The sequence below is a fragment of the Rhodococcus sp. SMB37 genome (assembly GCF_004345605.1).
GTDB lineage: Bacteria > Actinomycetota > Actinomycetes > Mycobacteriales > Mycobacteriaceae > Rhodococcus.
The window spans coordinates 12,144-38,448 of sequence record NZ_SLVY01000022.1 but is presented as its reverse complement, the minus strand read 5'-3'; the positions used below and the strand labels follow the sequence as shown (position 1 = coordinate 38,448).

The following is a 26,305-nucleotide window of genomic DNA, read 5'->3' as shown; positions in this document are numbered from 1 at the left end:
GCGCGGGGTCGAACATCCTCGGACCCGGGACGGTCTCACACCAGATCGGCGTCGTGGACGAGCAGCGCGATCTGTGTCCTGTTGTCGAGTGCAAGCTTGGTGAGGACGCTCGACACGTGGGATTTCACCGTCGTGACGTTCATGGTCAGTGCCGCTGCGATCTCGGCATTGGTGTCCCCGTTCCCGACCCGCACCGCCACCTCGTGCTCACGAGGCGTCAGCACGGCCAGCGCCGCGCGTGCGCGCTCGTACGTGCCCGCCTGTACGACGGTGCGGTCCATCAGCCGCCGGGTGATCGCCGGCGACAGGATCGGGTCCCCGGCGGCGACCCGGGCGACGGCCTCGGCGATCTGCGCCGGTGGGGTGTCCTTGAGCAGGAACCCGGCGGCCCCTGCGCGGAGTGCGTGCAGAACGTTCTCGTCGGTGTCGAAGGTCGTCAGCACGATGACCTCGGGCGGCCGAGGCCGTCCCCGCAACAGCGCCGTGGCGGTGATGCCGTCCACATGAGGCATCTGAAGGTCCATGAGCACCACATCGGGGCGGTGTGCGTCGGTGGCGGTGACGGCTTCACCCCCGTCTCCCGCCTCTCCGACGACGACGATGTCGCCGACTCCGTCGAGCATCATGGAGAGGCCGGCACGCACGAGGGCGTCGTCGTCTACGAGGACCACACGGATCACGTCGGCCATGGTAACCGGGCGCTGAGGTGGAACCGGCCGTCGATTCGCTCGTGGTCGAGCCGCCCTCCCGCGAGCCGGACCCGTTCGGTGAGCCCGACCAGGCCCAACCCACTGCCCGGCGCAGCCGGGGTGGTCCCGGGCGCGGGTAGCGCGTTCCGGATCTCGATCGCGAGCTCCGCCCCGGGCGAGCCGCCCAGAGTCACCTCGACCTTGTTCCCGGCGGCGTGCTTGCGTGCGTTCGTGAGTCCTTCCTGGACGACGCGGTACACGGTGCGGCCCATCGAAGGCGGCAGGTCGCCGGGGAACCCTCCGCTCAGCGTCACCGGCTGGCCGGCCGCGCGGGTCTCCTCGATCAGCACATCGAGGTCCGCCGCGGTCGGGCCGGGGCCGCTCGACGCTGCCGCATCGTCTTCGCGCAGTAGCACGATCACCTGCCGCAGCTCCTCCAACGCCTGGTGCACCCCGGAGCGAACCACCCCGGCCGCCAGCGCGATCTTCTCGGGCGGCGCATCGGGCCGGAACTCCAGCGCACCGGCGTGCGTTGCAACCAGCGACAGGCGGTTGGCGAGGACATCGTGCATCTCCCGGGCCAGGCCGCGTCGCTCCGCCGCTCGGGCCTCGGCAACGAGCCGGCCCTGCTCGGCCTCGGCGCGGCGTGCGCGCTCGCGCAACGACATCACCAACTCGCGGTGCGAACGGGCAAGCGTGCCCCAGCCCAACAGCGCAGCGTAGGCGACCGTCACCAGCACAACCCACCAGCCGAACCCGAGAGCCGGATCGGGGTAGCGGATCCATTGGAGCAGGTGCGCCGCGATCCCGGCGACCGCGACGGCCACAGCCGTGCGAAACCGCGTGCGCCAGGCAACCTGGAGCGCGCCCACGGTCGCCGCTGTGGTGGCGACCGGCGAGAGCACCGCAAGTACGGTCGCAGCGAGCGCACCGGTCACCGGCCGCCACAGCTGCAGCATCGCCGCGGCCAGGCCGAGGACCGCGACAGCGAAGTCCAGCGGCCCCGGATCGGGAAGCGACCACAGCGTCAGTGCGGTCAGCACGCCGACTCCAGCGGCCATGCCGATCAGTTCTCGAGGACGGGGATTACGGCGCTCCATCACCGGGCGATGCTATCCGCGCGAGCATCGGGTCCGTCACCTACGAAAGTAGGAGGCGTCTCTCTCTGCGGCAGGAGACCCCATGCCCTCGAGGCCGATGCGGTACCCGCTGTGCCTGAATGACACTGACCGGCATGAGCATCCCCTACGGCTACCTGATCGGGCTCGCCTTCCTCACGATCCCCGCGCTGCCGGTCCCGCGTCTCGGCGAACGTGTCGGCACCGTGGTCTTCCTGCTGTGCATGGCCATCAACGAACTGCCGTTCCTCGCGATAGGACTCTTGGCCGCCAGCACAGCACTCGCCTTCTCCGAGGGCGACCTCACCTCGCCTGTCACCATCGCCGCCGCCGTCATCACCACGGCCTGCGTGGCGTCGACCACCTGGAAGAGTGTGCGCGCCCAGCGGATCCTCCAAGACGCAATGGGCGCGATCACCGTGACCCGCCGCGTATCATACACGCGGATCCTATTACACCCCTTCCCTTTCCGACCTCGATCGGTGGAGCGGACCGCGAATATCGCCTACGGCCCGGCGGGCAAGCGCAACCTGATGGACGCCTACCGGCACCGCTCGCATCCCACCGGCGCCCCCGTCCTCATCCACTTCCACGGCGGCTACTACGCCATGGGCCGCAAGAACACCCAATCCCGGCCGATGCTCCACCACCTCGCCTCCCGAGGTTGGCTGTGCATCAGCGCGAACTACCGACTGCGCCCCGAGGCCGGTTTCGAGGACCACCTGATCGACGCCAAGCGCGTCATTGCCTGGGTCCGCGAGCACGGCCACGAATGGGGCGCCGACCCCGAGCGGATCGTCCTGACCGGCTCCTCCGCGGGTGCCCATATGTCGACGATGGCCGGCTTCACCCAGGGCAGGTCGGAGTACCAGCCGGGCTTCGAGGAGGTCGACACCTCGGTATCGGCGGTCGTCGGTATCGGCGGCTACTACGGACCGTACTTCGGTCGCGGCGACGACACCGACCCGTTCGCTCAGGCCCGCGCGGATGCGCCCCCGATCATGATCGTTCACGGCGACCGCGATTCCCTCGTCCACATCTCCATCGCCCGCGCATTCGCGAAGCGGCTGCGCGAAGCCTCATGCCGGACGGTCTACGCCGAACTGCCCGGAGCCCACCACGGCTTCGACGTGTTCCACTCACCCCGTTTCGATGCGGTCGTGGGCGCGGTCGAAGCCTTCGCCGCCCACGCCTGGGCACAGGACGGCCAGATCGGTACCGAGCGGCCGCAGGCCTCCGGATAGGGCGCCGCGTCCGTCTCCACCACACCCGAACAGCGACGACCCCGACGGTCCCCACGCGCCTCGTACGATCGGAAGTGCATGCCAGATGTACCGACACTTCCACCGTGTACCGCCGACGACTGGGACAACGCTCGCCGGCGGCGGCGCCTGCGCGACACGCGGACAGGTCACAGCTGGCGCCGGTTCGGCCGGGCGCGCCGGTTCATCGCGCGCACCGCGATCGCCACGGTGCCGTTCGTCGCCCTCTACACGCAGTACTGGCATTTCGACGTCGCACCCATGCGGGAGCAACTCGCCGAAACGCAGCCGCGCATCCATCAGGTCTACGACGCGCGGGACCCCGACGACCGTGATACCGCAGTCGTCGACCTCGTCGGGCTCGGCAATCTCGACGCCACCGACACCGCGAGGGCCCTGCCCGCACTGAGCGGCCTCGGGGACGTCTGGGCGGTGGAGTACGACAACTCCGGCCTCGACACCGCCGTCGTGAGCCGTCTCGTCGCCGCACGCGCCGAAACCCTGGGCATCGACTCGGTGATCCTCACCGGCCACAGCATGGGCGGCATCATCGCGCTCGAGGTCGCCGAGCATCTGTATCAGGACACACCGCTCGAGGTGCTCGGGGTGATCCTCGACTGCACGCCGATCGACCTGCACGCCGTGCGCGCCGACAGCCGCGATGCGGGCGAAGAGCTGCTCCGCTGGATCGGCTGGATCCCCGGCGCCCGTGAAAGCCGGATCATGCGGATGGTCATCGAGATCGCGGCACGCCAGGACAGGTTCGTCCTTCCCTCGGATCGCTGGTACCGACGCATCGACGGCTCCGACTTCATCGATGTCGTCGAAGAGGTCCTGAAGGACAAGATCCTGTCGACCGACGCCGCGAGCAACGGCCTGATCGAATCGCAGTTCCGGGCGATCGTCGCATCCGGCGCGTCCGACAGCCTGCGAGCACTCGCCGCCGAGCAGGACGACAAGGTGCGGCCGGCGATCGTGTTCGTGCGGCCACGGCACGCACTGAACGACCACGTCGTGGACGTCGAGTACACACAGCAGGCCCTCGTCGAACACTCCGGTGGAGTCGACGGCACCCTGCTCGTCGCGAAGATCGACCACACCGGTCACGCGAATCCGATCCAGGCACCCGAGGCGTACAACAACGCGATCACCGACCGGGTCGAACCGTTCATCGATCTACGTCCCGGGGAGAACCTCGACAGCGACAGCGACACCACAACCGGCCCGTCCATCGGGCCGTGACCTTCCTAACACTCATCCCACGTTCACCTTCTCGTTGCCTTCGACTCGTTTCGAGCTTCTACGGTCCGTCGGTTGTACCTAGAGATGAGGGAGACAGCCCCGTGGCCCGCAAGGAACTACCACTGATCGTCATGCACGACGGCAAGTCGTCGCGCTCGAATATCACCTGCAAGTACAAATGCGGCGACGCCTGCTCGCACGACGTGCCCAACACCTCCGGTGGAGCCTACTTCGGCGACATTGTGCGCCACGCGATGTCGCGCCGAGGAGTACTACGCGGCGGCGCAATGGCTGTCCTCGCGGTCGGCGCCGGCGGTGTTCTCGCCGCTTGTTCCGATGATTCCTCCGCCGCAACCACCGAGGGGGGAGCCGCAGAGGGCGCCGTCGATCTCGGCCCCAGCCCGGCCGGAACCGACTTCGTCGCCGTTGCCCCCAACACCGACGATGCAGTGACCGTGCCCGAAGGGTACGAACAGGAAGTCGTGATTCGCTGGGGAGACAAGGTCCTCCCGGACGCCCCCGAATTCGACATCGACAATCAGACTGCCGCCGCACAGGAGAAGCAGTTCGGATTCAACAACGACTTCGCCGGGCTGCTGCCCGTCGACGGCGTCCCGAACACGTACCTGCTCGTGGTCAACCACGAATACACCACCGAGCCCTTCATGTTCGCCGGGTACGACGAAGAGAACCCGACAGAGGAACAGGTCCGTATCGGCATCGCCAACCACGGCCTCTCGGTTGTGCAGGTCAAGGGCGAGTCCGGATCCGGTCGTCTCACACCCGAATTCGGTGAGTACAACCGTCGGATCACCGGCACCACCGAATTTCTCGTCACCGGCCCGGCAGCAGGCAGCGACCTACTGAAGACCACCGCGGATCCCACCGGCACGAGGGTCGCCGGCACGTTCAACAACTGTGCGGGTGGGGTCACCCCGTGGGGCACCGTGCTGTCCGGCGAGGAGAATTTCAACCAGTACTTCGCGAACGCCGAGACGGTCACGGACGCGGCGGGCGCCGAGCGTCTGGCCCGCTACGGAATCGAAGGCGGTGAGTCCGACCGGAAGTGGGAGCGTTTCGATCCCCGGTTCGACATCGCTGCAGAACCCAACGAGGTCAACAGGTTCGGCTGGGTCGTCGAGATCGACCCGTTCGATGCCACCTCGACACCCGTCAAGCACACCGCGCTCGGCCGTTTCAAGCACGAGGCCGCGAACATCCATGTCACCGACGACGGCACGGTCGTGGCGTACAGCGGCGACGACGAACGCTTCGACTACATGTACAAGTTCGTATCGTCCCGCAAGATGCAGGATGGAAACTCCCGCGCGGCAACGGCACACAACATGACGCTGCTCGATGCGGGCACCCTCTACGTCGCAGCGCTCGAGGGCGACAACCCCGACGCGATCGACGGTTCCGGCGACCTGCCCGAGGGCGGCGCATTCACCGGAACCGGCACCTGGATCCCGCTGCTGCGCGCAGGCGAGGACGGCACGGCCGAGTCCCTCGTCGAAGGTATGAGCGCCGAAGAGGTCGCAGTGTTCACTCGCCTCGCGGGTGACAAGGTGGGTGCGACGAAGATGGATCGGCCCGAGGATTTCGAGGCCAACCCGGTCTCGGGCAAGGTCTACGTCGCACTGACGAACAACACCAAGCGCGGCGTCGACGGCGGTGCTGCTGCCGACGAAGCGAATCCGCGCAACGACAACAAGAACGGTCAGGTTCTCGAGATCGACGACGACCACGCCGGTACGTCGTTCACGTGGAATCTCCTGCTGGTGTGCGGCGACCCGTCCACCGCCGACACCTACTTCGGTGGGTTCGACAAGTCCCAGGTCAGTCCGATCTCGTGCCCCGACAACCTCGCGTTCGATCCGCACGGCAACCTGTGGATCTCCACCGACGGAAACGCACTCGGATCCAACGACGGCCTGTTCGCGGTGGTGCTCGACGGACCGCGCCGCGGTGAGACCAAGCAGTTCCTCACCGTCCCGATCGGTGCCGAGACATGCGGTCCGATCGTCGAGGACAACCGCGTCGTCGTGTGCGTCCAGCATCCGGGCGAGACCGACGACGCATCGTGGGACAGCCCGGGATCGCACTGGCCCGACGGTGGTGACTCGCAGCCGCGCCCGTCCGTGGTCGCAGCATGGAAGAGCGACGGCGGCCGGATCGGCGTCTGACCACCTATCGCCCTATGGCCGAATGTCACCTTCGTACATTCCAAGTTGCCGAAGGTGACATTCGGCCATTTCACGCCAGGACCGCTAACCCAGCCAGTCCAGAACCGCTGCAGCAGTCCAGGATTGCTGCATGCTTCCCAAAGGCTCGCCGGTGAACGGCTCGTAGTACTCGGCGAACGAGCCGCCACTGGCCTGCCGTAACCCTTCTGCTCGCAGGGTATTCGCGCGCTCGACCCAGCCGCGGCGCGCGAACACCCACGAGAACAGCCATGTCATGACGGGCCACACCGGACCCCGCCAGTACTCCCGCGACCGGAAGTCCAGCGACACCGGTGACGTGGACGGCGGCACCGCGTATCGCAGGTCGGGGTGTCCGCAGAACTTCGGGCCTTCGAAAGTCCGTAGCAGCGCCCGCTCGGTCCTGCGGTCCGACCCGCCGCTGAGCAACGGCGCGAACATCGCGAGAGTGTCTGTGGCCACCCACTTCCCTGATCTCAGGTCGAAGTCCTTCGCCGCACCCGTTCGCGCATCGGTCGAGTCGAGCACGCCGCGTCGGAATCGGTCGGACCACTCGTGCAGTTCGCGCACGTCGGCATGGGGGCGCGACTCCTCCTCCCCGATCTCGGCGAGCACCTCGCACGACAAAGCGAACACGGCGCTGACGAAGATGTCCTCGACCGCGAAGCTCATCGTCTCGGCGAGCACGTCGTCCTCGTACCGCGCGGCCTTCATCTCCTCGAGCAGCCACAGGTAGCGGGCGTACTCGACGTCGCTGGGTCGCTCACCCGGATCCGCGACGTGGGCGAGGTCCTCGCGTCGGAAATCCGGGACTGTGTCGACGGCGACATTCGCGTAGGCGGTATCCCACCGGGGCGAGTTGTCCATGCCCGATTCCCAACCGTGGAAGATCGCGATGCGTCCGTTGCCGCCGATGTCCCTGGCCCGCGCCAGCCATCGATGCCAGCGCATCAGATCGGGCCAGCGCCGGTCGAGGAACTCGTCGGCGACCGCGCGGGTGCTGCGGCCGTGCCGACGGGCATGGTCGAGGATGCGTTGGACAGCGATCGCGTGCACCGGCGGCTGGGTGATACCCGACGTCTGCACCTCCCGCGGGGCGTGGGCCGCGAGCCGGTTCACTTCCCACCGCGACGGGCCGGGAAAGTATCCGTCGACACCGCCCGCGAAGACGATGTGCGGAATCATCCCGTTCGACCATTGCGCCGACAGGAGAGTGTCGAGCTCGACGACAGCGCGCTCCACACTCAGCGGAGCCAATCCGATCGATACGAACGCTGCGTCCCAGCTCCACATGTGCGGGTACAGCTTGGGAGCGGCACTGGTCATCGTGCCCAGGTCGTTGCCGCGAAGAAGGTACGCAGCGCGGGCTGCGAGCTGGGTGGGGGTGAATCCGCGGTCCGGCATCGTCCCATTCTGCGGCTTCCCAGCGAAGATGCACGTCCGACGCCCCACCCGTAACACTCACGACACAGTGGCACCCCTCCACTCGCTGGGACGGGCTACCGGGCAGCGGAGAGGAACGCCGTCGAACCGGACAGATCCGCGGCGGAGCGGTTGCGCGGGGTGACCAACCCACGACGCTCGAGAATCGGACGCACGCCCTCACCGAATCGATAGGCTTCCTCGAGGTGCGGGTATCCGGACAACACGAAGTGATCGAGCCCGAGCGCGGCATATTCGGCGATGCGGTCTGCGACCTCTTCGTGCGAGCCGACCAGTGCGGTACCCGCACCGCCGCGAACGAGACCCACACCCGACCACAGGTTCGGCGCCACCTCGAGGGTGCGTGCATCACGGCCCTGCGCGTAGGCGCCGCCACCGCCGTGGAGCTCGAGCATCCGACGCTGCCCCTCCGAACCCGAACGTGCCAGGGCACGCTGCGCATTCTCGACGGTCGCCGGGTCGAGGGCGGAGAGCAGTCGATCGGCCTCGGCCCACGCCTCTTCCGACGTGTCTCGACTGATCACGTGGAGACGGATGCCGTAGTCGAGGGTGCGTCCCTGGACCTCGGCGAGGTCGCGGATCCAGGCGATCTTCGCGGCGACGGCGCTCGGGGGTTCACCCCACGTGAGGTACGTGTCGGCGAACTGCGAGGCGACGGTCCCCGCAGCCGGGGACGACCCGCCGAAGAAGAGCGGAGGAACGGGGTCGGGGAGCCGCTGGAGCTGCGCATTCCCGACCTGCACGTATTCGCCGGAGAAGTCGACGGGCCCGTCGCCGGCCCACAGTCGGCGGAGAACATCGAGGTATTCGCCGCAGCGGGCGTAGCGCTGGTTCTTGTCGAGGACGTCACCGTAGGCGCGCTGCTCGTGGTCCTCGCCTCCGGTCACGACGTTGAGCAGCAGTCTGCCCTTCGACTGCCACTGGAAGGTCGCGGCCATCTGCGCTGCCAGTGTGGGGCTGATCAGGCCGGGCCGGAGCGCCACCAGGAACTTCAGTGTCTCGGTGGTGTCGATCATCATCGCCGTGGTCAGCCACGCGTCCTCGCACCATGCACCGGTAGGGGTGAGCACGGATTCGAAACCTACGGCCTCTGCCGCCGCGCCGATCTGCCGCACCCCAGCCCCGCGCCCCTCGGGCACTCGGCACAACCCGAGTCCGATCTCGAACGGCGCAAGCGCCTGCGCACCGTCGTCGCGGCGAGCCGTCTGGGGACCACGGTCGAGTGGTACGACTTCTTCCTCTACGCAACCGCCGCATCGCTGGTCTTCAACCAGCCGTTCTTCCCCGACCAGAGTTCGTTCGTCGGCACCATGCTGGCGTTCGCCACGTTCGCGGTCGGGTTCCTGGTCCGTCCGATCGGCGGTGTCGTCTTCGGACATATCGGAGACCGCATCGGTCGCAAGCGGGGGCTGTTCGGAAGCATCCCCCAGATCGGGCTCGCGCTGGGACTCGCGCTCGGTACCGGCGTCTTCGCAGCATTGCAGTTGCTCTTCGACGACGCGCAGTTCCTGGCATACGGATGGCGGATCGCGTTCCTGCTGAGTCTGGTGCTCGTGGTGGTCGGCTTCGTCGTCCGTCTCGAGGTGGACGAAACACCCGCGTTCCAGATGGTGCACGATCTCGAGACGAGGTCGTCGGCTCCGTTGAAGGACATTTTCCGTGGACGGGCAGCGCGGTGCTCGGCCTGTTGTCGAGGTGGGGCGAGGGCGCGGCGTTCAACACGTGGGGCGTGTTCGCGATCACGTACGCGACGAGCAAGCTCGCCTTCGAGAACGTGCCCGTGCTGCTGGTCGTGACGGTGTCCGCCCTCGTCATGGCCGCACTGCTCCCCGTCTCCGGGGTGCTTGCCCGTGGCGATGGTGGTGGTGTTCGGCATCATCCATGCGCTCTTCTACGGCGCGCAGGGCACGCTGTACGCGAGCCTGTACCCGACCGAGGTCCGCTACACCGGACTGTCGGTGGTTTGCCAGTTCTCCGGCATCACCCCGATGATCCTGACGGCACTCATCGCCGTCGGCGGGGGAAGTCCGTGGCTCGCATGCGGTTACCTCGTCGCGACAGCGGTCATCAGTGTGATCGCCACCTCCCTCATCAAGAAGGACGACCTCTACCTCTGACAGGGCGCGCGCCTGAGCGGCACCGTGTCGGTACTAGGCTCCTCTCATGGGCAGACGCAGGACTGGCCGGGCCAAGCCGACTGTGTCGAGCCATGAACCGGTCGCAGGGTTGTACGACACCGATACGGGCACATGTGAACTGGTCAAGGACCCGTACCGCGACTCGGGATGGATTCTCGAGGTCAACGGAGTCCCGAGCTCCCACATCGATCCGGACGATCCGACGCTGCTCGAGTTCGAGTACATGCGCTGGATCACGATGCTGGTGCACAGCCACTTCTCCCGCGACACACGGCTGCGGGCCCTGCACCTCGGCGGAGGCGCGTGCACCATGGCGCGGTATCTCGCCGCGACCTATCCCGAAGCTCGGCAGGTCGTCGTCGAGATCGACGGTCGCCTCGCCGAACTGGTGCGCAAGTGGTTCGACCTACCGCGCGCACCGCTGCTGCGGATCCGGGTGGGTGAGGCGCGGTCGGTCCTCACCTCGCTCACCGACGCGACGCGCGACGTCATCATCCGCGACGTGTTCGCGATCGACAGGACGCCGGTCGCGCTGACGACCGTCGAGTTCACGCGACACGCACGACGCGTCCTGGCGCCCGGTGGACTCTACGTCGTGAACTGCGGTGATACCCGCGATCTGACCACCGCCCGGCGGGAGGCCGCGACCATCGGCTCGGTGTTCGAGCACACCGCGATGATCGCGGACCCGGCCATGCTCAAGGGTCGGCGCTACGGCAATCTCATCATCGCGGGTAGCGACCGGCCGCTCGGAGAGTCCGACGCCCTGATCCGTGACCTGCTCGGTGGTGCAGTACCGGCGCAGATCAGGCACACCGCGGAAACCCGCACGTTCGCGGCAGGTGCGAAGGTTCTCGACGACAGTGAAGCACCCCGACGGCCCACCAGAGCACCCACCGGGGCGCCGCAGCCGGGAACACCCGAGCCCTCGTAATCGTTGAAACCTGCATGACCTCGACACAGTCGCCCGTCCGGCAGGTATTCGAGCTGGGTTCACCCTGGCAGACGATCGATCCGTTCCTTTTCGTCGCCCACCACGTCGACACATATCCCGCAGGCAATGCCGATCTCGGACCGGATGCGTCGCTCGACGGGCGTCCGCTGGGGCAGGATTTCGGCAATCCTTCCGGGTGGAACATGTACCACGGCACCACCGTCCCAGGATTCCCGGGCCATCCGCACCGCGGGTTCGAAACGGTGACATTCGTGCGATCGGGTTTCATCGACCACTCCGACTCCGTCGGTGCCTCCGCCCGATTCGGCGGCGGCGACACCCAGTGGCTCACTGCCGGGAACGGCGTCGTGCACAGCGAGATGTTTCCGCTGTTGAACCAGGACGACGACAATCCCCTCGAGCTGTTTCAGATCTGGCTGAATCTGCCCGCCGAGTCGAAGACCGCCGACCCACATTTCGCGATGCTGTGGAACGAGGACACGCCGACGCGGACCTTCACCGATGACGCCGATCGGACGGTCTCCGTCCGGGTGCTCGCCGGAAAACTGGACGACGCGACGGCACCGGCACCGCCGCCGCACTCGTGGGCGTCACGATCCGACACCGACGTGGCAATCTGGAACATCGACCTGTCGGCCGGCGCACAGTGGGCACTGCCTGCGGCAGCAGGATCGGGGACCCACCGAGTTCTCTACGTCTACAACGGTTCTCCGGTGCAGATCGGAGATCGGCAGGTGGATTCCGGACACGGCGTCGTTGTCGATGCGTCCGTACCCATCGCGCTCACCGGTGGCGGCGACACCACGCAGATCCTGATGCTGCAGGGACGCCCGATCGGCGAACCCGTCGCGTCGTACGGCCCGTTCGTGCTCAATGACGAAGCCGGCATCCAGCAGGCGTTCGACGACTACCGCCGCACCGGTTTCGGTGGCTGGCCGTGGGAGAGCAACGACCCCGTCCACGCGGCCGATGCCGGGCGCTTCGCGAAGTACCCCGACGGTACCGTCGAGAAGCGGTGACGGTACCGATTCAGGCGAAGTCCATCGACTCGTCGATCCGGCCGAATCGCATAGTGGGTAGATCGAGCAGGTAGTTCTGCCGCATCAACCACGGGCTGCGTGAACCCTGTTTCGGGAGAATGCTTTCCGAACGGGCAACGTATCCCGATGTCAAACCCAGCAGCGGCTGCGGTGAGGCGTCGTGATGCGATTCGGGACGGGCGACGCGATACCCGCCCTGCCGCATGTGGTTGAGCAGGCGGCACACGTACAGCGACGCCAGGTCGGCGCGCAGCGTCCACGACGCGTTCGTGTAACCGAGACACAGCGCGAGATTGGGTACGCCGCTGAGCATCATCCCGCGGTACGTGTAGCGGTCGGCGAGATCCACGGTCTCACCGTCGATCGTGAATTCGACGCCGCCGGCGGGTACGAGGCGCAGTCCGGTCGCGGTCACGAGGATCTCGGCATCGAGATGGTCGCCCGACTTCAGCTGCACGCCCTTCTCGGTGACGGTGTCGATGTGGTCGGTCACGATGTCCGCGGTACCCGCGTTGAGGGCCTTGAACAGGTCCGCGTCGGGCACCAGGCACATGCGCTGATCCCAGGGCCGGTAACTCGGGGAGAAGTGCGGATCCACCGTCGACTCATCGCGCAGGTGACGTTGCGCAAGTCGGCGCAGAACCGGTTTCGCCACCCCGGGAAGACGCTGACACAGTTGATAGAAGCCGAGATTGGTCACCGTGTTCTTCGCGCGGATCACCCGGTGGGACACCTTGTCGGGCAAATATTTCCGGATTCGTGTCGCGATCGGATCGCGGGACGGCAACGACATCACGTACGACGGTGAGCGCTGCAGCATCGTCACGTGCTCGGCCTTCTCCGCGAGCGAGGGCACGAGGGTCACCGCGGTGGCGCCACTGCCGACCACCACGATCTTCTTGCCCTCGTAGTCGAGGTCGTCGGGCCAGAACTGGGGATGCACGACGATTCCGGCGAAATCGTCGAGGCCGGGAATGTCGGGCAGGTAACCGGATTCGTAGCTGTAGTACCCGCTGCACAGATACAAGAAGGCGCAGGTCAGTACGGTTTCGTTACCGCCCGCATCCACTCGGACCGTCCACCGCGCGTCGGTGCTCGACCATGCCGCCGAGACGACGCGGTGCCCGAATCGGATCCTGGTATCGATGCCGTACTCCGCGGCGGTGTCGCGCACATACTGCAGGATGCTCGCGCCGTCGGCGATCGACTTCTCCCCGCGCCACGGCCGGAACGGGAATCCGAGCGTATACATGTCGCTGTCCGATCGAATTCCGGGGTAACGGAACAGATCCCACGTACCACCGATACTGTCGCGTGCCTCGAGTATCGCGTAGGTACGGTCGGGACACTGAGTCTGCAGCCGGCATCCGGCACCGATGCCGGACAGTCCGGCACCGACGACCAGCACATCGAGATGTTCCACGCGCACTCCTACCGCCTCGTCCATGCCGACAGATCATCCATCGGCCAGGTATTGATCACCACGTCGGGTTCCACACCACGCTCGGCCGCGCGTTCGCACCCGAAGCCGAGCCAATCGAGCTGCCCCGGAGCGTGGGCGTCGGTGTCGATCGAGAACAGGCACCCGATATCCAGTGCGAGATCGATCAGTCGCGACGGGGGATCGCGGCGTTCGGGGCGCGAATTGATCTCGACCGCGGTGTCGTAGTCGCGGCACGCCGTGAACACCGCGTCGGCATCGAACGTCGACTCCGGGCGCTGCCCGCGGCCGCCGGTGACGAGCCGGCCTGTGCAGTGCCCGAGGACGTCCACATTCGGATTCTCGACGGCCCGCAGCATCCGCTTCGTCATCGTCGACCGATCGTCCCGCAGTTTCGAGTGCACGCTCGCGACGACGATGTCGAGTTCGGCGAGAAGTCCCTCGTCCTGGTCCAGCGACCCGTCGTCGAGGATGTCCACCTCGATACCCGTGAGGATCCTGGTGCCCTGCGCGCTCTCGTTGAGTTCGGCGACGACGGACAACTGCGTGTGCAGACGTTCGGCGCTGAGCCCGTTCGCGACCGTCAGACGGGGGGAGTGGTCGGTCAGGGCCAGGTACTCGTGGCCGATCATCGTCGTGGCGGTCCGTTGCATCTCGTCGATGGGGCTGCCGCCGTCCGACCAGTCGGAATGGGTATGCAGGTCACCCCTCAGCGCCTCGAGGAGCTCGCGCCCGCCACGGCCGATCGGTTCGGCCTCGTCCCGCACACTCTGCAAGTATTCGGGAACTCCGTCGAAGGCCTCCCGGATCACGGCCGCGGTCTTGGGTCCGACCCCGGTGAGTTCGGTCCAGTCGTCGGCACGACGATGTTTCTGTCGAGCGATGTCGGACAGGCCCTCGACCACGTCGGCTGCGTTCCGGTACGCCTGCACGCGGTAGGTCGACGCGTGCTGACGCTCGAGCCAGAACGCGACCTCTCGAAGTGCAGATACCGGATCCATGCCCCCATTGTGGACGCGCCCGCGCAGGTCGTGCTCCGTAATGTGGAATGCATGTCGAGACCTCGGATGGTGCTGCTCGCCGGATGCGTCGCGACCGGGTCGGCATTCGCATGGCTGTCTGCGCAGGTCGCGTCGTCTGCGCGGGGCAGGATGTACAGCCTCGCCGACGCACCATCGGCTCCCGTGGTGATCGTGCCCGGTGCCCGGGTGCGAGACGGAAAACCGGGCGGATTCCTGCGTGGACGTCTCGACGTCGCGGTGTCGCTCGTGCGGGACGGACGTGCCCGGGCAGTCCTCGTCTCCGGTGACGCCGCGGGACGCTCCGGCAACGAGATCACCGCGATGATCGACTACCTCGTCGAGCACGGCGTGGACCGCGACCGCATCGTCGCCGACCCGTACGGTCTCGACACCTTCGACACCGCGCAGCGAGCGCTGCGCACATTCGGGGTTCGAGAGGCCACTATCGCGACGCAGCGGTTCCATCTGTCGCGTGCGGTCGCGCTGTGCCTGCGCGCGGGGATCGACGCGACAGGTGTCGTGGCGGGCGGACAAGCGCGACCCGTGTCGCAGGTCCGTAGCCACCTCCGCGAATGGGTGTTGTCGCGTCCGAAGGCGTTCCTGGAACTTCGCTTTCCCCGCGACCCAGCGGTCTCGACGCCTCCCGACGACACACTCGCCGAGATCCTCGCCGCCCACTGACCACCCGGTCGATTCGGTTCTAGTCTGGTCGGATGCGACCTTCAGCTCTCATCACCGGAGCGAGCCGTGGCCTCGGCGCCGCGATCGCCCGCGAACTCGCCCCCACCCACGATCTTCTCCTCGGCGGCCGCCTCCCCGAGTCGCTCACCGCGATCACCGACGAACTCCCCGGCACCACCGGGTGGCCCGTCGACCTGCTCGATCACGACGCGCTGACTGCCGCGACGGCCGGCATCGAGCGGCTCGACGTCCTCGTCCACAACGCGGGCGCGGCCGAACTCGGAACCATCGCCGACAGTGACGTCGAGCAGTGGCGGCACATGATGGACGCAAATCTCCTGTCCGTCGTCGCCCTGACGCAGCTGCTGATACCGGCATTGCGGTCCGCGAACGGGCATGTCGTGCTGATCAATTCGGGAGCCGGTATCCGCGCGAATCCCGGATGGGGAGCCTATGCCGCGAGCAAATTCGCGCTACGCGCATTCGGCGACGCGCTGCGCCTCGAAGAGCCGGCGTTGCGGGTGACGTCGGTACATCCCGGTCGCATCGACACCGACATGCAGCGTGCGATCGTCGCGACCGAGGGCGACGACTACGACGCCTCACGGTTCTTGAAGGCGTCGACTGTGGCGCGTGCGGTCCGGAACGCCGTCGAGACACCCGCCGACGCCAATCCGGCCGAGATCATCCTGCGGCCGTGGTCACCGCCCGGGGCCTGATCACGCACTCAGAACGGTAGGGGAATCACCACCGGAGGCCCACCCGGCACATTGATCCGGATCTGTGGGGGCGGCGGCGGTGCCGGAGCAGGCGCGGGGGGAGGCGGCGGCGGAATCTGCGGTACCGGTTCGGGTGCCGGGGGTGGGGGAGGCGGCGGCTCAGGTGCCGGAGGGGGCGGAGGAGGCGGCTCGGGAGCCGGGGGCGGTGCCTGCACCTGGGGCCGCGGCGCTGGGGCAGGAGCCGGGGCCGGGTTCTGCTCGACTGCGTCGGATGTCTCCGCAGGCTCGGGGGTTTCGGAGGGGCTCGGTGGCGGCGCAACCGGAGAGAGCGGGCCCGCACCGATCGGTACCGCGAGCAGGTCACCGGTCGTGATGTCGACGACCTTCAACTCGTTCAGCGCATCGGCGGCAGCCTGCACGACGAACAGTCTTTCGGGATCGAACCCCGTCCACTCGGTTCCTTCGATGTCGGTGTCCCTCGCCAGCACGGGTGGCGACAGGGGGTTGCCGCGCGCGCACCGCACACGCGGCATCCCGCGGTCGTCGACGAGCACCACGGTCCCCGCCTCGAGCACCGCCTGGACGGGTCGGGCCGTGCCGTCGATGTAGTCGTAGCGGGTGACGCGGGTATCCGCGCGGAGCAGAACCGGGGTAAGGGCGCTCGTGTACTCGAGGATGTCGTCGGCACCCACCTTGGCCTTCCAGGCCGCCGCCTTGGCCGTGTCGCTCGTAAGGGTCGCGACCAGTTCGTTCCGGTCGCACAGTTCCCGGTCGAGGCTTCCCCCGTAGAGCGCGACACGGTCGCCCGCGACGGCGGGCGTGCCGTCCTGCGATACCGGGTCTCCGGACTCCGCGAGGGCATCGCGGGGCGGCGGCGGGACCGCGACGGGAACCTGGGCCGGCAGCAGAAGTCCGGTCCAGGGGTGGTCGCTCTGCGCGGTCGCGATGTCGAGTCGCACGGGATCCGGAGAACCGGAACCGCCGGACGAACACGCAGCTGCCACGAGCGCAGTCAGGGCGAGCACCATTCCGAATCCGCGTACTGCGGTGTCGGTGGCCACGTTCGTCAGCCTAGGACGACAGGCCCCGCCGCGCCGGGTTATTCGGATCGTTTGCGTGGATACAGGTCTTCTACGAAGTCGAGCAACAGGTCGTCGACCTCGCGTCGACGCTCCATTTGTACGAAATGACCGGCATCGTCGAGCAAATGGAGTCCCCGCAGATCGGGAACGGTCTGCCGCATCCGCTCGAGCGCGTGCGGCCCGGACATCGTGATGACGGGGTCGGATGCGCCCGCGACGAACAATGTCGGTACGTCGACGTGCGCACCCTCGTAGCGCGCGGATGCCTCCCAATTCGCGTCGTAGGCGCGGTACCACGAGAGGCCCCCGCCGAATCCGGTGCGGGAGAATTCGTTCGCGTAGTGCTCGAGTTCCGCTGCACTGAGCCAGTCCCACGGAAGCTCCGGCGCTACCGGCAGCACGTCGAGGTAGCCGCGCCCCTCCGACGGATGGTTCCAGATGTCGAGGTATCGGTATCCGCCCGAGAGGGCGAAGAACACACGCTGAAGGAACTCCGCCGCGCGCGGATCGAGCTCGGCTTCGGCGACGCCCGGCTGCTGAAAGTAGTGCAGGTGCAGGAAATGCTTGCGGGCCATCGCGGCGTACAACTCGGTGGGTCGCGCAGGCAGCCGATCCGGCGCGTACGGCACCGCGAGCAGGACCAGGCCGGCCACTCGATCCGCATGCCGCAGGGCCATCGTCCACGCGACAGGGGCACCGAAGTCGTGTCCGACGAACACGGCCTGATGGATGCCGAGTGCGTCGAGAAGCCTCCTCAACCGATCCGCGACCGCGACATTGGTGTACTCCCCAACGATCGTCGGACGATCGGTGCGTCCGTAACCGGGCATGTCCGGCGCCACCGCGCGGTAGCCCGCCGCGGCGAGCGTCTTCACTTGGTGTCGGTAGCTGTAGCCGAGGCCGGGGAATCCGTGGCACATCACGACCGCGGGACCTACCCCCTCATCGTGAATGTTCCACGTGAAACCATCGACTTCGACCGACCGGACCGGCATCAGGTCGCGGGTACCGTCCGCATGTCGTCCTGACTCCAATACGCCCTCATGCTGGTGATCTTCGCGTCGTCATCGAAGGTCATGACATCGACGACCTCCATCACCATGTCCTGCTCGCCCAGGTGCGTGACCAGACGGAACAGGAAGGCTGCATTGTTCTCGGCGATCTTGAGGGTCAGCACCTCGCCGTCTTGGTCGAGCGGTTCGATCACGCTGTAGAACTCACGGATCTCGGCCTCCGTGGTGCGCGTGGGGGTGCCGACGGGATCTTCGACGGTCGCGCCCGGCGCGTAGAGCGCGAGGACGTCATCGGTGGTGCCCTTCGCAACCGCGCGGACGTAGTTCTCGACGGTGTCGCGGATCGCGTCACGGGTCGGTGCCATGGTGCCCCTTCAAGTCTTAGAACGTGTTCTATTTTGCAGAGTAGTGCACGATCCCGCCCTCGACCAGAGGGTGAACGTGCGATCCTGTGCGCACCATTCGTTCCCAGGACAGGAATGCAGTTGATGAGCGCCGACCATGCTTTCACCGACAGTTCCGGCTCCACCGAGGACACCGCCTTCACCCTGGCCGGCCATTCGGTCATGCTCGCGGCACGGCGCTGGGAACCCGAGTCTCCCCGCTACATCGCACTGCTGTGCCACGGCTACGGGGAGCACTCCGGAAGATACGGGTACGTCGCGACCCGCCTGACCTCCGATGGCGCCGTCGTCTACGCGGTCGACCACATCGGGCACGGCCTCAGCGACGGGCAGCGGGTCCTCGTCGAGAACTTCGAGGACGTCGTCCACGACTTCCGACTCCTCGACGTCACTGCGCGACGCGAACACCCCGGACTCCCCGTCGTACTCATAGGCCATTCGATGGGCGGCATGATCGCCGCCCGCTGCGCCCAGATCCACGGCGACGAACTCGCCGCGGTCGTCCTGTCCGGCCCGGTGCTCGGCAAGTGGGCCACCGTCGACGCCCTTCTTGCCGCCGAGGAGATCCCCGATACCCCGATCGATCCGTCGACGCTGTCGCGCGACCCCGAGGTGGGACGCGCCTACGTCGACGATCCGCTCGTGTGGCACGGACCGTTCAAGCGACCCACCGTCGAAGCACTGAAGGGCTGCCTCGAAACCATCACCGCCGCCGGGACCGTCGACACCGTGCCCGCGCTCTGGCTGCACGGCAGCGACGACAGTCTCGTCCCCATCGACGGCACCACCACCGGCTGGGCGACATTCGCCGGTCGCGGTTCGTCGTCGAAGGTGTATCCCGGTGCGCGACACGAGATTTTCAACGAGACGAACCGCGACCAAGTGCTCGGCGACGTCCTCGACTTCGTGCACGAGCAACTTCGGTAGCGATATCGACCGAACACGTTGATCGACGGCGGAAGAGGTGATCCGGGTCGTGGCAGGTTGCGGTGATCACCGCAAGTGCTGTTACGATACGAAACGTGCCGTATCCCAGTAAGGACGAGTTCGACGGGCGCCGGCCACGCACTCATCGCGTGGGCCGTCCGCGTGATGATCAACGAGAAAGGGAGATCCTCGCCGCCGCGATCTCGCTTCTCTCCGAAGTCGGCTATGACGGCGTCACTTTCGAAGAGGTGGCCCGCCGGGCGGGCGCGTCCAAGGCCACTCTCTACAGACGCTGGAAGTCCAAGAGAGACATGGTGGTTGCCGCTCTGAAGGCAGGTCCTTCACGGCGCGACGAGCCGGATGAAATCAACACCGGAAGTTTGCGCGGTGACCTGCTCGCCCTGTGTCGCCGCCTCGTACAGTCCATGCGCTCCGCAGATGGCCAGACCGCGATGCTGCTGCTCCAAGCCGGCCTCGAGGATCCGGAACTCTGCGAGGAAATCGAACGATCCGTGGGGCCGACCGGGGCCCGGCTACCGAAGACCGTCGTTCGGTCGGCCATCGGTCGTGGTGAGTTGCCGCACGAGGGCACCGACCCGTTCCCGTTCGAAGAAGTCGCCGGCGCCGTGATCCTGCTTCGGCGACTCAACGGACTGGAGATCGACGACCGCTACCTCGAAGCCCTCGTCGACACCGTCCTGATCCCTGCGTTACGTGCCACACCTTCCGCGGAACATTCACTTCCCGCGGGCATCTTCTCGGGCCATCCGACTGCCCGACCGACCGACACCGCTGTGAAGGACACCCCGTGAACCGCTTGACCATCAATGGATTCCGATACCGAAAGCTGCCCGGAGACAGCGAAGTCGACCTCAACGTCGCCGTGGCCGGTACCGGGCCCGCAATCGTCCTCCTCCATGGATTCCCGCAGACCCACTACATGTGGCGCCACGTCGCACATGAGCTCGCCGAACAGCACACGGTCATCATCCCTGACCTTCGGGGGTACGGCGAGAGCGCCAAACCGGCAGAACAGGGCCGGCAGACCTACTCGAAGAGGACAATGGCCCGAGACATCCTGCGCATAGCCGAAGCGCTCGGCCACGCCCGTTTCGGCCTGATCGGCCATGACCGAGGCGCCCTCGTCGGTGTTCGCGCAGGACTCGACCATCCGGAGTCGGTGCAGTTTCTCGGGATCCTCGACGTGCTGCCCACTTCGGACACCTGGGACGTCCTGCACGGCGTCGACGCCAAGGTCGCCTGGCACCTCTACCTCATGGCACAACCCACAGGTCTCCCCGAGAAGATGATCCGCGCCGTCGGACCCGAGTTCTTCGGTTCGTTCCTGGACGACTGGGACACCGATGGTTCGACGTTCCCGCCCGAGGTCCGCCGACACTACGTCGACAGCTCGGTGAATTCCGTGGACTCCATCGTCGCCGACTACCGCGCCACAGCGGGCATCGACCTCGACATGGACCGTGAGGACCGCGACGCAGGCAAGCAACTCACCATGCCCGTCGGAGTCATTTCCCAGGACTGGGGCTCCCAACTGGGGTTCGACGCCGCGGCGCTCTGGCGGGTATGGGCGCCCGACCTGACGTATGAGCCCATCGAGGCCGGCCACTTCATGGCCGAAGAGAAGCCCGCCGAAATCGCCCGCTTCATCCGCGCCCTCGCCGCCCGCTCCCACCCCGCCACTGTGGGATAGGCCGGGCCACCCATATCACGCGGTCTACTACCCGCCCGAACCGTATGGCCGCGTTATGATTTCGAGGTAGTGACCGGACGGGTCGAGGAAGTAGGTTCCGCGCCCGCCGTCGTTTCGGTTGATCCCGTGCGCAGACTGCCGGGGATCGGCCCAGTGCTCGAGTTTCTGCTCGAGGATGCGCCCGTAGATCTTGTCGAAGTCCTCCTCCGACACCAGGAACGCATAGTGCTGAGGTGAGACGTCGACGTGCGGCGGTGGCTCGGCGAAGTCGAGGGTGACGCCGTTGGCGAGCTGAACAGCCAAGAAGTGCCCGGCCGGGACCGGATCGGGGAGACCGAACAGGGTTGTCAGGAAATACGCCGAATGCTGTTTGTCCTCGGCAGCGACGATGGTGTGGTTGAGCGAGATGGTCAAAAGGAATCCCTTTAGGGTTCGACGCCTCCATGCCTGACGCAGTCCGTCATCGACACGCGACGCTGTATCCAGAAATACCAGACTCGTGTGGAGTTGTCGAGACCTCTGCTCGTTCAGCGCTACTCAGGCTCCTTCGATCTTGCCGATCTGTTTTTCCGCCAGGTCGCTGACCAACTGATCGTCGATCGGTCCCGTGGCATTGATCTGGAAGTACACGCCGTCGACCGTTCCGGCGACGACGGTCGTGGACTCTGCTGCCCCGCCCTGGTCCGCCTCCGCGCGGGCAGCGATCAGACCGTCGGCTCCCTCAACGTCGAGGTCCAGTGGGGAGACCCGGTAGGTGACAGATGCTTCCGTGTCGCCGGACGAGCTCGTCCGGGTGAAACTCGTGCACTCGTCTAGGCTCTCGGGCACCCGAGCTCCGGTGTCGCTGGTGGTGGCCACGACGGTGATGGCACTGTCGGTTCCCTCGGTGCCGTCGGAGGCGTACTCGGAGACGGCCGTGCCTGCCCGATCCTCGTTGAGTCGCAACACAGTGTCCACCGCGGTGGGCACGAGTGCGCCGCACGCCTCAGGATCGGTGACGGTGCTGTCGCTGATCTCGGTGAACATCGCGATCACCTCCTCATTGCTCACCTCACCGATATCCGAGTCGAGCGTGTCGGCCACATCGGCGTGGATGTAGCCCGCCGGGGCATCGACATCGGACAGAACCACCTCCGAGGGAACGATCGCAGTCGACGGCATGGGTGTCGCGTCGGTCTCGGCATTGCCGGAATCGGTGCCGCAGGCGCTCAGCGCACACACGGTGAGGCACGCAAGGCCGGCGACGAGTTGCTTGTTCACAGCGCGAAAGTCACTTCCTCCCAATGGGGGATCGGGCGCTCGGCAGGAGCAGATCCATCCGCCAAGCTACCAAACGCGAGAAGCAGGCCACTGCCAGACCACTCCGAGCTATCGAACAAATGTTTCAGCAATCCTTCAATATCGAATACGCGTTCTATACAATTCGATCATGGGTGGGGAGCTCTGGAGATTCGACGACACACAACTCATGGCCGAGACACTCGCCGTCTCCGCCGAAATCCACACCGCCCAGGTGCACCGCATGGATCTGATGATCGCGATGTACGAACGCGACACCGTCACAGAACACGGCTACCGCAGCCCCGCACACTGGCTGTGTGCCGCGACCCACCTCGAGATCGATGAATGTCACCGCATCGAATCACTGGCTCGCCTACTGCGACTCGAACCGGAAGTGCGCACAGCCTATTCATCCGGCTTACTCGATGCGGAGAAAGCCCGCCAGATCGCCTACTTCTGCCAGCACTACCCCCGCACCATGAACCCCTGCGACTTCGACAAAGCCCGCACCATCCTCATCGACCACGCCAGCGAGAAGGTCGGCCACCGAGCCGTGGGCCGTGCGGCTGGCACACGGGCGGACCCGCCGCACCGCCAGTCGGGAACAGCGACGCGCTCTCACCGTCCGCGACGGTGGATGCGCCTTCCCCGGGTGTTCGACACCGCCGGCCTGGGCGGATGCCCACCACATTCACCATTGGGTCGACGGCGCTGATACCGACCTCGACAATGTGGTGTTGTTGTGCAGACATCATCACCGGTTGATGCATCACACCGAGTGGGAAGTCGAGATGACCGAACACCGCCGGCCGCAGTTCGTTCCGCCCGCGAGTGTGGACGTGTTCCGGACACCGATTCCGGGGAATCGGCCGGATCTGGTGTCCTGATCCACACGTAAAGAACACAGTCACCGCTGCCAGGGCACCCGTGTGCCCTGGCAGCGGTGACTGCGTGCGTTCCCTCGGGTATGTCCGAAAGCTACTTCACGATGTTGACCATCTTGCCGGGCACCACGATCACCTTGCGCGGCGCGGCACCACCGAGCAGATCCACGATCTTCGCATCGGCCAGCGCCGCGGCCTCGATCGCATCCGGCGTCGCATCGGCCGGAACGGTGATGCGGCTACGGACCTTGCCGTTGACCTGGATCGGGTACTCGACAGAATCCTCCACCAGCCACTTCTCGTCGGCGGTCGGGAAAGGCCCGTGCGCAAGCGGTTCCGAGTTCCCGAGCCGCGACCACAACTCCTCTGCGAGGTGCGGTGCGACCGGAGCCATCATCAACACGAGCGGCTCGACCGCGGTGCGCGGCGCGCCCGACGGGTACTGCTTCGTCAGATGGTTCGTGTACTCGATCAGTTTCGCGATCGCGGTGTTGTCGCGCAGATGGGTGTAATCGTCGGTCACGCCGGCGACCGCCTTGTTCAGTGCGCGAAGGGTGTCGTCGTCCGGCTCTGCGTCGGTGACGCGGACAGCACCGGTCTCCTCGTCGACCACCAGACGCCACGCGCGCTGCAGGAACCGCGACGCACCGACGACGTCCTTGGTCGCCCACGGACGTGACTGGTCGAGGGGACCCATCGACATCTCGTACACGCGCAGGGTGTCGGCACCGTAGTCGTTGCAGATCTCGTCGGGCGCAACGGAATTCTTGAGCGACTTGCCCATCTTTCCGTATTCGCGGGCGACTTCCTGCTCACCGTCGGGACCCGTCCGGAAGAACTTGCCGTCGCGTTCGACCACTTCGTCGGCGGGAACGTACACGCCACGCGCATCGGTGTAGGCGTAGGCCTGGATGTAGCCCTGGTTGAACAGGCGGCGGTACGGCTCGGACGACGTGACGTAGCCGAGGTCGAAGAGCACCTTGTGCCAGAAGCGAGCGTAGAGCAGGTGCAGTACCGCATGCTCGACACCGCCGACATACAGGTCGACGCCGCCCGGGTCGTTCGGCCCGTGGAGTTCGGGGCGCGGACCCGTCCAGTAGGCCTCGTTCTCCTTGGCACAGAACTCTTCCGAGTTCGTCGGGTCGATGTAGCGCAGCTGGTACCACGAACTGCCCGCCCACTGCGGCATCACATTGGTGTCGCGGGTGTAATGCTGCAGTCCATCTCCGAGATCGAGTTCGACGTTCACCCAGTCGGAGGCCTTCGCAAGCGGGGGCGACGGCTCGGAGTCTGCATCGTCCGGGTCGAACGACACCGGTGCGTAGTCCTCGACCTCGGGAAGTTCCACCGGCAGCATCGAATCGGGCAGTGCGTGAGCTTCACCCTGCTCGTCGTACACGATCGGGAACGGCTCGCCCCAGTAACGCTGGCGTGCAAAGAGCCAGTCGCGCAGCTTGAATTGGACGGTACCGGTACCGGTGCCGTCTTCCTCGAGCTTCGCGATGATGGTCTTCTTCGCGTCGGCGATGTTCAGCCCGTCCAGTTGACCGGAGTTCACGAGAGTGCCGTCGCCGGTGTACGCCTCGGTCGTGATGTCTCCACCGGAGATGACCTCGCGGATGGGCAGGCCGAACGCGGTCGCGAATTCCCAGTCGCGCTGGTCGTGGCCGGGAACAGCCATGATCGCGCCGGTGCCGTAGCCGGTGAGCACGTAGTCGGCAATGAAGATCGGGAGCTTCTCCCCGTTGACCGGGTTCACGGCGTACGCGCCGAGGAACACACCGGTCTTCTCCTTCGACTCCTGCCGCTCGAGGTCGGATTTGGCGCCGATCGCGGCGCGGTACGCGGCGACGGCGTCGGCGGGAGCGGCAGCGCCACCGGTCCACCGCGCGTCGACGTCGGCCGGCCATTCCGACGCGACGATCTCGTCGACAAGTTCATGCTCGGGAGCGAGGGTGACGTAGCTGGCACCGAAGAGTGTGTCGGGGCGGGTCGTGAAGACCTCGACCGCGGCATCTGCGCCGTCCACTGCGAACGCCACCTGAGCGCCGTGAGAGCGGCCGATCCAGTTGCGCTGCATGGACTTGACCTTGTCGGGCCAGTCCAGGTACTCGAGGTCGTCGATGAGGCGATCGGAGTACGCAGTGATCCGCATCATCCACTGGCGCAGGTTCTTCCGGAACACGGGAAAGTTACCGCGCTCCGAACGGCCGTCGGCCGTGACCTCTTCGTTGGCCAGCACGGTTCCGAGCCCGGGGCACCAGTTGACGAGCGAATTCGACTGGTAGACAAGTCGGTACGAGTCGAGTACCGCGCCGCGCTCACTCGTCGACAGCGATGCCCAGTCGCGCCCGTCGTCGAGGGTGCGCGTGCCGTCGGTGAATTCAGCTTCGAGTTCAGCGATCCGACGAGCCTTACCGGCTGCGGTGTCGTACCACGCGTTGTAGATCGTGAGGAAGATCCACTGCGTCCAGTGATAGAAGTCGACATCGGTGGTCGCAACGGAGCGGCGGTCGTCGTGGCCGAGTCCCAGACGTCCGAGCTGCCGCTTCATGTTCACGATGTTGGCTTCGGTGGTGGTGCGGGGGTGGGTGCCCGTCTGCACCGCGTACTGCTCGGCGGGCAGGCCGAACGCGTCGTAGCCGAGTGTGTGCAGCACGTTGTGGCCCTGCATCCGATGGAAGCGGGCGTAGACGTCGGTCGCGATGTATCCGAGGGGGTGCCCGACGTGCAGGCCCGAGCCCGACGGGTACGGGAACATGTCCTGCACGAACAACTTGTCGGCGGGCACGTCGCCGGCAAGGTCGCCCACCGGGTTGGGTGCGTGGAAGGTGCCGCGCTCGCGCCACAGCTCCTGCCAGCGCTGCTCGATCTGCCCTGCGAGTTCCGCGGTGTAGCGGTGCTGCGGGGTGGGGTCGGACGACGGTGTGGAGGACTGATGGGGACGGGTCACGGTGATCGCTATCTACTCGGCCGGCGTTTGTGGGCTCCAACCAGGGTAGAACGTGTACATACCCGACGGGTGGGGCGGCTGGACGCGGCGGTATCC

The 26,305-nt window shown here is 66.5% G+C and carries 24 protein-coding genes and 1 pseudogene; 13 read left to right on the top strand and 12 right to left on the bottom strand.

Features of this window, described 5'->3' with window-relative positions:
• Positions 1-35: 35 nt before the first annotated feature.
• A complete protein-coding gene (locus tag EV641_RS26170; protein ID WP_132475924.1) occupies positions 36-689 on the bottom strand; it encodes a response regulator transcription factor in 654 nt (217 codons plus the stop codon).
• Entirely contained in the window at positions 677-1,789 is a 1,113-nt protein-coding gene (locus EV641_RS26165; RefSeq protein WP_241997485.1) for a histidine kinase, read from the bottom strand. The genes EV641_RS26170 and EV641_RS26165 overlap by 13 nt, the downstream gene beginning before the upstream one ends.
• Before the next feature lie 134 nt (positions 1,790-1,923).
• Between EV641_RS26165 and EV641_RS26160 the strand changes: the two genes are divergently transcribed.
• The 3 genes from EV641_RS26160 (at position 1,924) to EV641_RS26150 (ending at position 6,497) form a co-directional block, all read left to right on the top strand.
• Complete coding sequence (locus tag EV641_RS26160) at positions 1,924-3,051, top strand: alpha/beta hydrolase fold domain-containing protein (protein ID WP_241997482.1); 1,128 nt, start codon at positions 1,924-1,926, stop codon at positions 3,049-3,051.
• 78 nt (positions 3,052-3,129) lie between these two features.
• Positions 3,130-4,311 carry an alpha/beta hydrolase gene (locus EV641_RS26155; protein WP_132475921.1) on the top strand — a complete coding sequence of 394 codons (1,182 nt, stop codon included), beginning with the start codon at positions 3,130-3,132 and terminating at the stop codon, positions 4,309-4,311.
• 101 nt (positions 4,312-4,412) lie between these two features.
• The gene (locus EV641_RS26150; RefSeq protein WP_132475918.1) at positions 4,413-6,497 is read left to right on the top strand and encodes a PhoX family phosphatase; all 2,085 of its coding nucleotides are present in this window, start codon (positions 4,413-4,415) and stop codon (positions 6,495-6,497) included.
• A gap of 84 nt (positions 6,498-6,581) precedes the next feature.
• Here EV641_RS26150 and EV641_RS26145 read toward each other — a convergent pair whose 3' ends face one another.
• Both EV641_RS26145 and EV641_RS26140 read right to left on the bottom strand, forming a co-directional pair.
• Complete coding sequence (locus tag EV641_RS26145) at positions 6,582-7,919, bottom strand: hypothetical protein (protein ID WP_054714243.1); 1,338 nt, start codon at positions 7,917-7,919, stop codon at positions 6,582-6,584.
• Positions 7,920-8,014: 95 nt separating this feature from the next.
• Entirely contained in the window at positions 8,015-9,106 is a 1,092-nt protein-coding gene (locus EV641_RS26140; protein WP_241997481.1) for an LLM class flavin-dependent oxidoreductase, read from the bottom strand.
• Between EV641_RS26140 and EV641_RS26135 the strand changes: the two are divergent.
• From EV641_RS26135 to EV641_RS26125, 3 genes and pseudogenes are all read left to right on the top strand, one after another.
• Positions 9,065-10,075 (top strand): annotated as a pseudogene (locus tag EV641_RS26135) (MFS transporter). The gene EV641_RS26140 and the pseudogene EV641_RS26135 sit on opposite strands and share 42 nt — an antisense overlap.
• Positions 10,076-10,121: 46 nt before the next feature.
• Positions 10,122-11,030, top strand: a complete 909-nt coding sequence (locus EV641_RS26130; RefSeq protein WP_132475915.1) for a fused MFS/spermidine synthase — start codon at positions 10,122-10,124, stop codon at positions 11,028-11,030.
• A 14-nt stretch (positions 11,031-11,044) separates the two neighbouring features.
• Positions 11,045-12,070 carry a pirin family protein gene (locus EV641_RS26125; protein WP_054714248.1) on the top strand — a complete coding sequence of 342 codons (1,026 nt, stop codon included), beginning with the start codon at positions 11,045-11,047 and terminating at the stop codon, positions 12,068-12,070.
• A 10-nt stretch (positions 12,071-12,080) separates the two neighbouring features.
• On the opposite strand, the gene EV641_RS26120 is transcribed toward EV641_RS26125, so the two are convergent.
• Together EV641_RS26120 and EV641_RS26115 are read right to left on the bottom strand one after the other, a co-directional pair.
• Positions 12,081-13,520, bottom strand: coding sequence for an NAD(P)/FAD-dependent oxidoreductase (locus EV641_RS26120; protein WP_054714257.1), 1,440 nt, complete (start codon positions 13,518-13,520; stop codon positions 12,081-12,083).
• Positions 13,521-13,522: 2 nt separating this feature from the next.
• Positions 13,523-14,533: a PHP domain-containing protein gene (locus tag EV641_RS26115; RefSeq protein WP_054714251.1), complete on the bottom strand. Its 1,011-nt coding sequence runs from the start codon at positions 14,531-14,533 to the stop codon at positions 13,523-13,525.
• Positions 14,534-14,599: 66 nt separating this feature from the next.
• Between EV641_RS26115 and EV641_RS26110 the strand changes: the two genes are divergently transcribed.
• Positions 14,600-15,235 (top strand): ElyC/SanA/YdcF family protein, encoded by a 636-nt coding sequence (locus EV641_RS26110; RefSeq protein WP_241997484.1) that lies wholly within the window; start codon positions 14,600-14,602, stop codon positions 15,233-15,235.
• Between the two features lie 32 nt (positions 15,236-15,267).
• Positions 15,268-15,954, top strand: coding sequence for an SDR family oxidoreductase (locus EV641_RS26105; RefSeq protein WP_132475910.1), 687 nt, complete (start codon positions 15,268-15,270; stop codon positions 15,952-15,954).
• An 8-nt stretch (positions 15,955-15,962) separates the two neighbouring features.
• Here the strand turns inward: EV641_RS26105 and EV641_RS26100 are convergent, their stop codons facing one another.
• Genes EV641_RS26100 through EV641_RS26090 form a run of 3 tightly spaced genes read right to left on the bottom strand, consistent with a single transcriptional unit; the run spans position 15,963 to position 18,414 of the window.
• Positions 15,963-17,015 carry a DUF6777 domain-containing protein gene (locus EV641_RS26100; protein WP_132475907.1) on the bottom strand — a complete coding sequence of 351 codons (1,053 nt, stop codon included), beginning with the start codon at positions 17,013-17,015 and terminating at the stop codon, positions 15,963-15,965.
• 38 nt (positions 17,016-17,053) lie between these two features.
• Entirely contained in the window at positions 17,054-18,031 is a 978-nt protein-coding gene (locus EV641_RS26095) for an alpha/beta hydrolase (RefSeq protein WP_132475904.1), read from the bottom strand.
• Positions 18,031-18,414, bottom strand: a complete 384-nt coding sequence (locus EV641_RS26090) for a nuclear transport factor 2 family protein (RefSeq protein ID WP_054716221.1) — start codon at positions 18,412-18,414, stop codon at positions 18,031-18,033. Before EV641_RS26090 ends, EV641_RS26095 begins: the two co-directional genes overlap by 1 nt.
• 123 nt (positions 18,415-18,537) lie before the next feature.
• Between EV641_RS26090 and EV641_RS26085 the strand changes: the two genes are divergently transcribed.
• The 3 genes from EV641_RS26085 to EV641_RS26075 all read left to right on the top strand — a co-directional run bounded on the left by EV641_RS26085 (position 18,538) and on the right by EV641_RS26075 (position 21,091).
• The gene (locus tag EV641_RS26085) at positions 18,538-19,380 is read left to right on the top strand and encodes an alpha/beta hydrolase (RefSeq protein ID WP_054716234.1); all 843 of its coding nucleotides are present in this window, start codon (positions 18,538-18,540) and stop codon (positions 19,378-19,380) included.
• A gap of 95 nt (positions 19,381-19,475) precedes the next feature.
• Positions 19,476-20,192, top strand: coding sequence for a TetR/AcrR family transcriptional regulator (locus EV641_RS26080; RefSeq protein ID WP_054716224.1), 717 nt, complete (start codon positions 19,476-19,478; stop codon positions 20,190-20,192).
• Positions 20,189-21,091 (top strand): alpha/beta hydrolase, encoded by a 903-nt coding sequence (locus EV641_RS26075; RefSeq protein WP_132475901.1) that lies wholly within the window; start codon positions 20,189-20,191, stop codon positions 21,089-21,091. The genes EV641_RS26080 and EV641_RS26075 overlap by 4 nt, the downstream gene beginning before the upstream one ends.
• A gap of 27 nt (positions 21,092-21,118) precedes the next feature.
• Here the strand turns inward: EV641_RS26075 and EV641_RS26070 are convergent, their stop codons facing one another.
• Positions 21,119-21,505 carry a VOC family protein gene (locus EV641_RS26070; RefSeq protein WP_132475898.1) on the bottom strand — a complete coding sequence of 129 codons (387 nt, stop codon included), beginning with the start codon at positions 21,503-21,505 and terminating at the stop codon, positions 21,119-21,121.
• A gap of 123 nt (positions 21,506-21,628) precedes the next feature.
• Positions 21,629-22,351, bottom strand: coding sequence for a hypothetical protein (locus EV641_RS26065; protein WP_054716227.1), 723 nt, complete (start codon positions 22,349-22,351; stop codon positions 21,629-21,631).
• 169 nt (positions 22,352-22,520) lie between these two features.
• Here EV641_RS26065 and EV641_RS30010 point away from each other — a divergent pair, with 169 nt between their 5' ends.
• Complete coding sequence (locus EV641_RS30010) at positions 22,521-23,087, top strand: DUF222 domain-containing protein (RefSeq protein WP_158289214.1); 567 nt, start codon at positions 22,521-22,523, stop codon at positions 23,085-23,087.
• Entirely contained in the window at positions 23,062-23,259 is a 198-nt protein-coding gene (locus EV641_RS30005) for an HNH endonuclease signature motif containing protein (RefSeq protein ID WP_241997483.1), read from the top strand. Before EV641_RS30010 ends, EV641_RS30005 begins: the two co-directional genes overlap by 26 nt.
• Before the next feature lie 91 nt (positions 23,260-23,350).
• Here EV641_RS30005 and leuS read toward each other — a convergent pair whose 3' ends face one another.
• On the bottom strand, positions 23,351-26,209 hold the full coding sequence (gene leuS, locus EV641_RS26050) for a leucine--tRNA ligase (RefSeq protein WP_132475886.1): 2,859 nt from the start codon (positions 26,207-26,209) through the stop codon (positions 23,351-23,353).
• Positions 26,210-26,305: the final 96 nt, after the last annotated feature.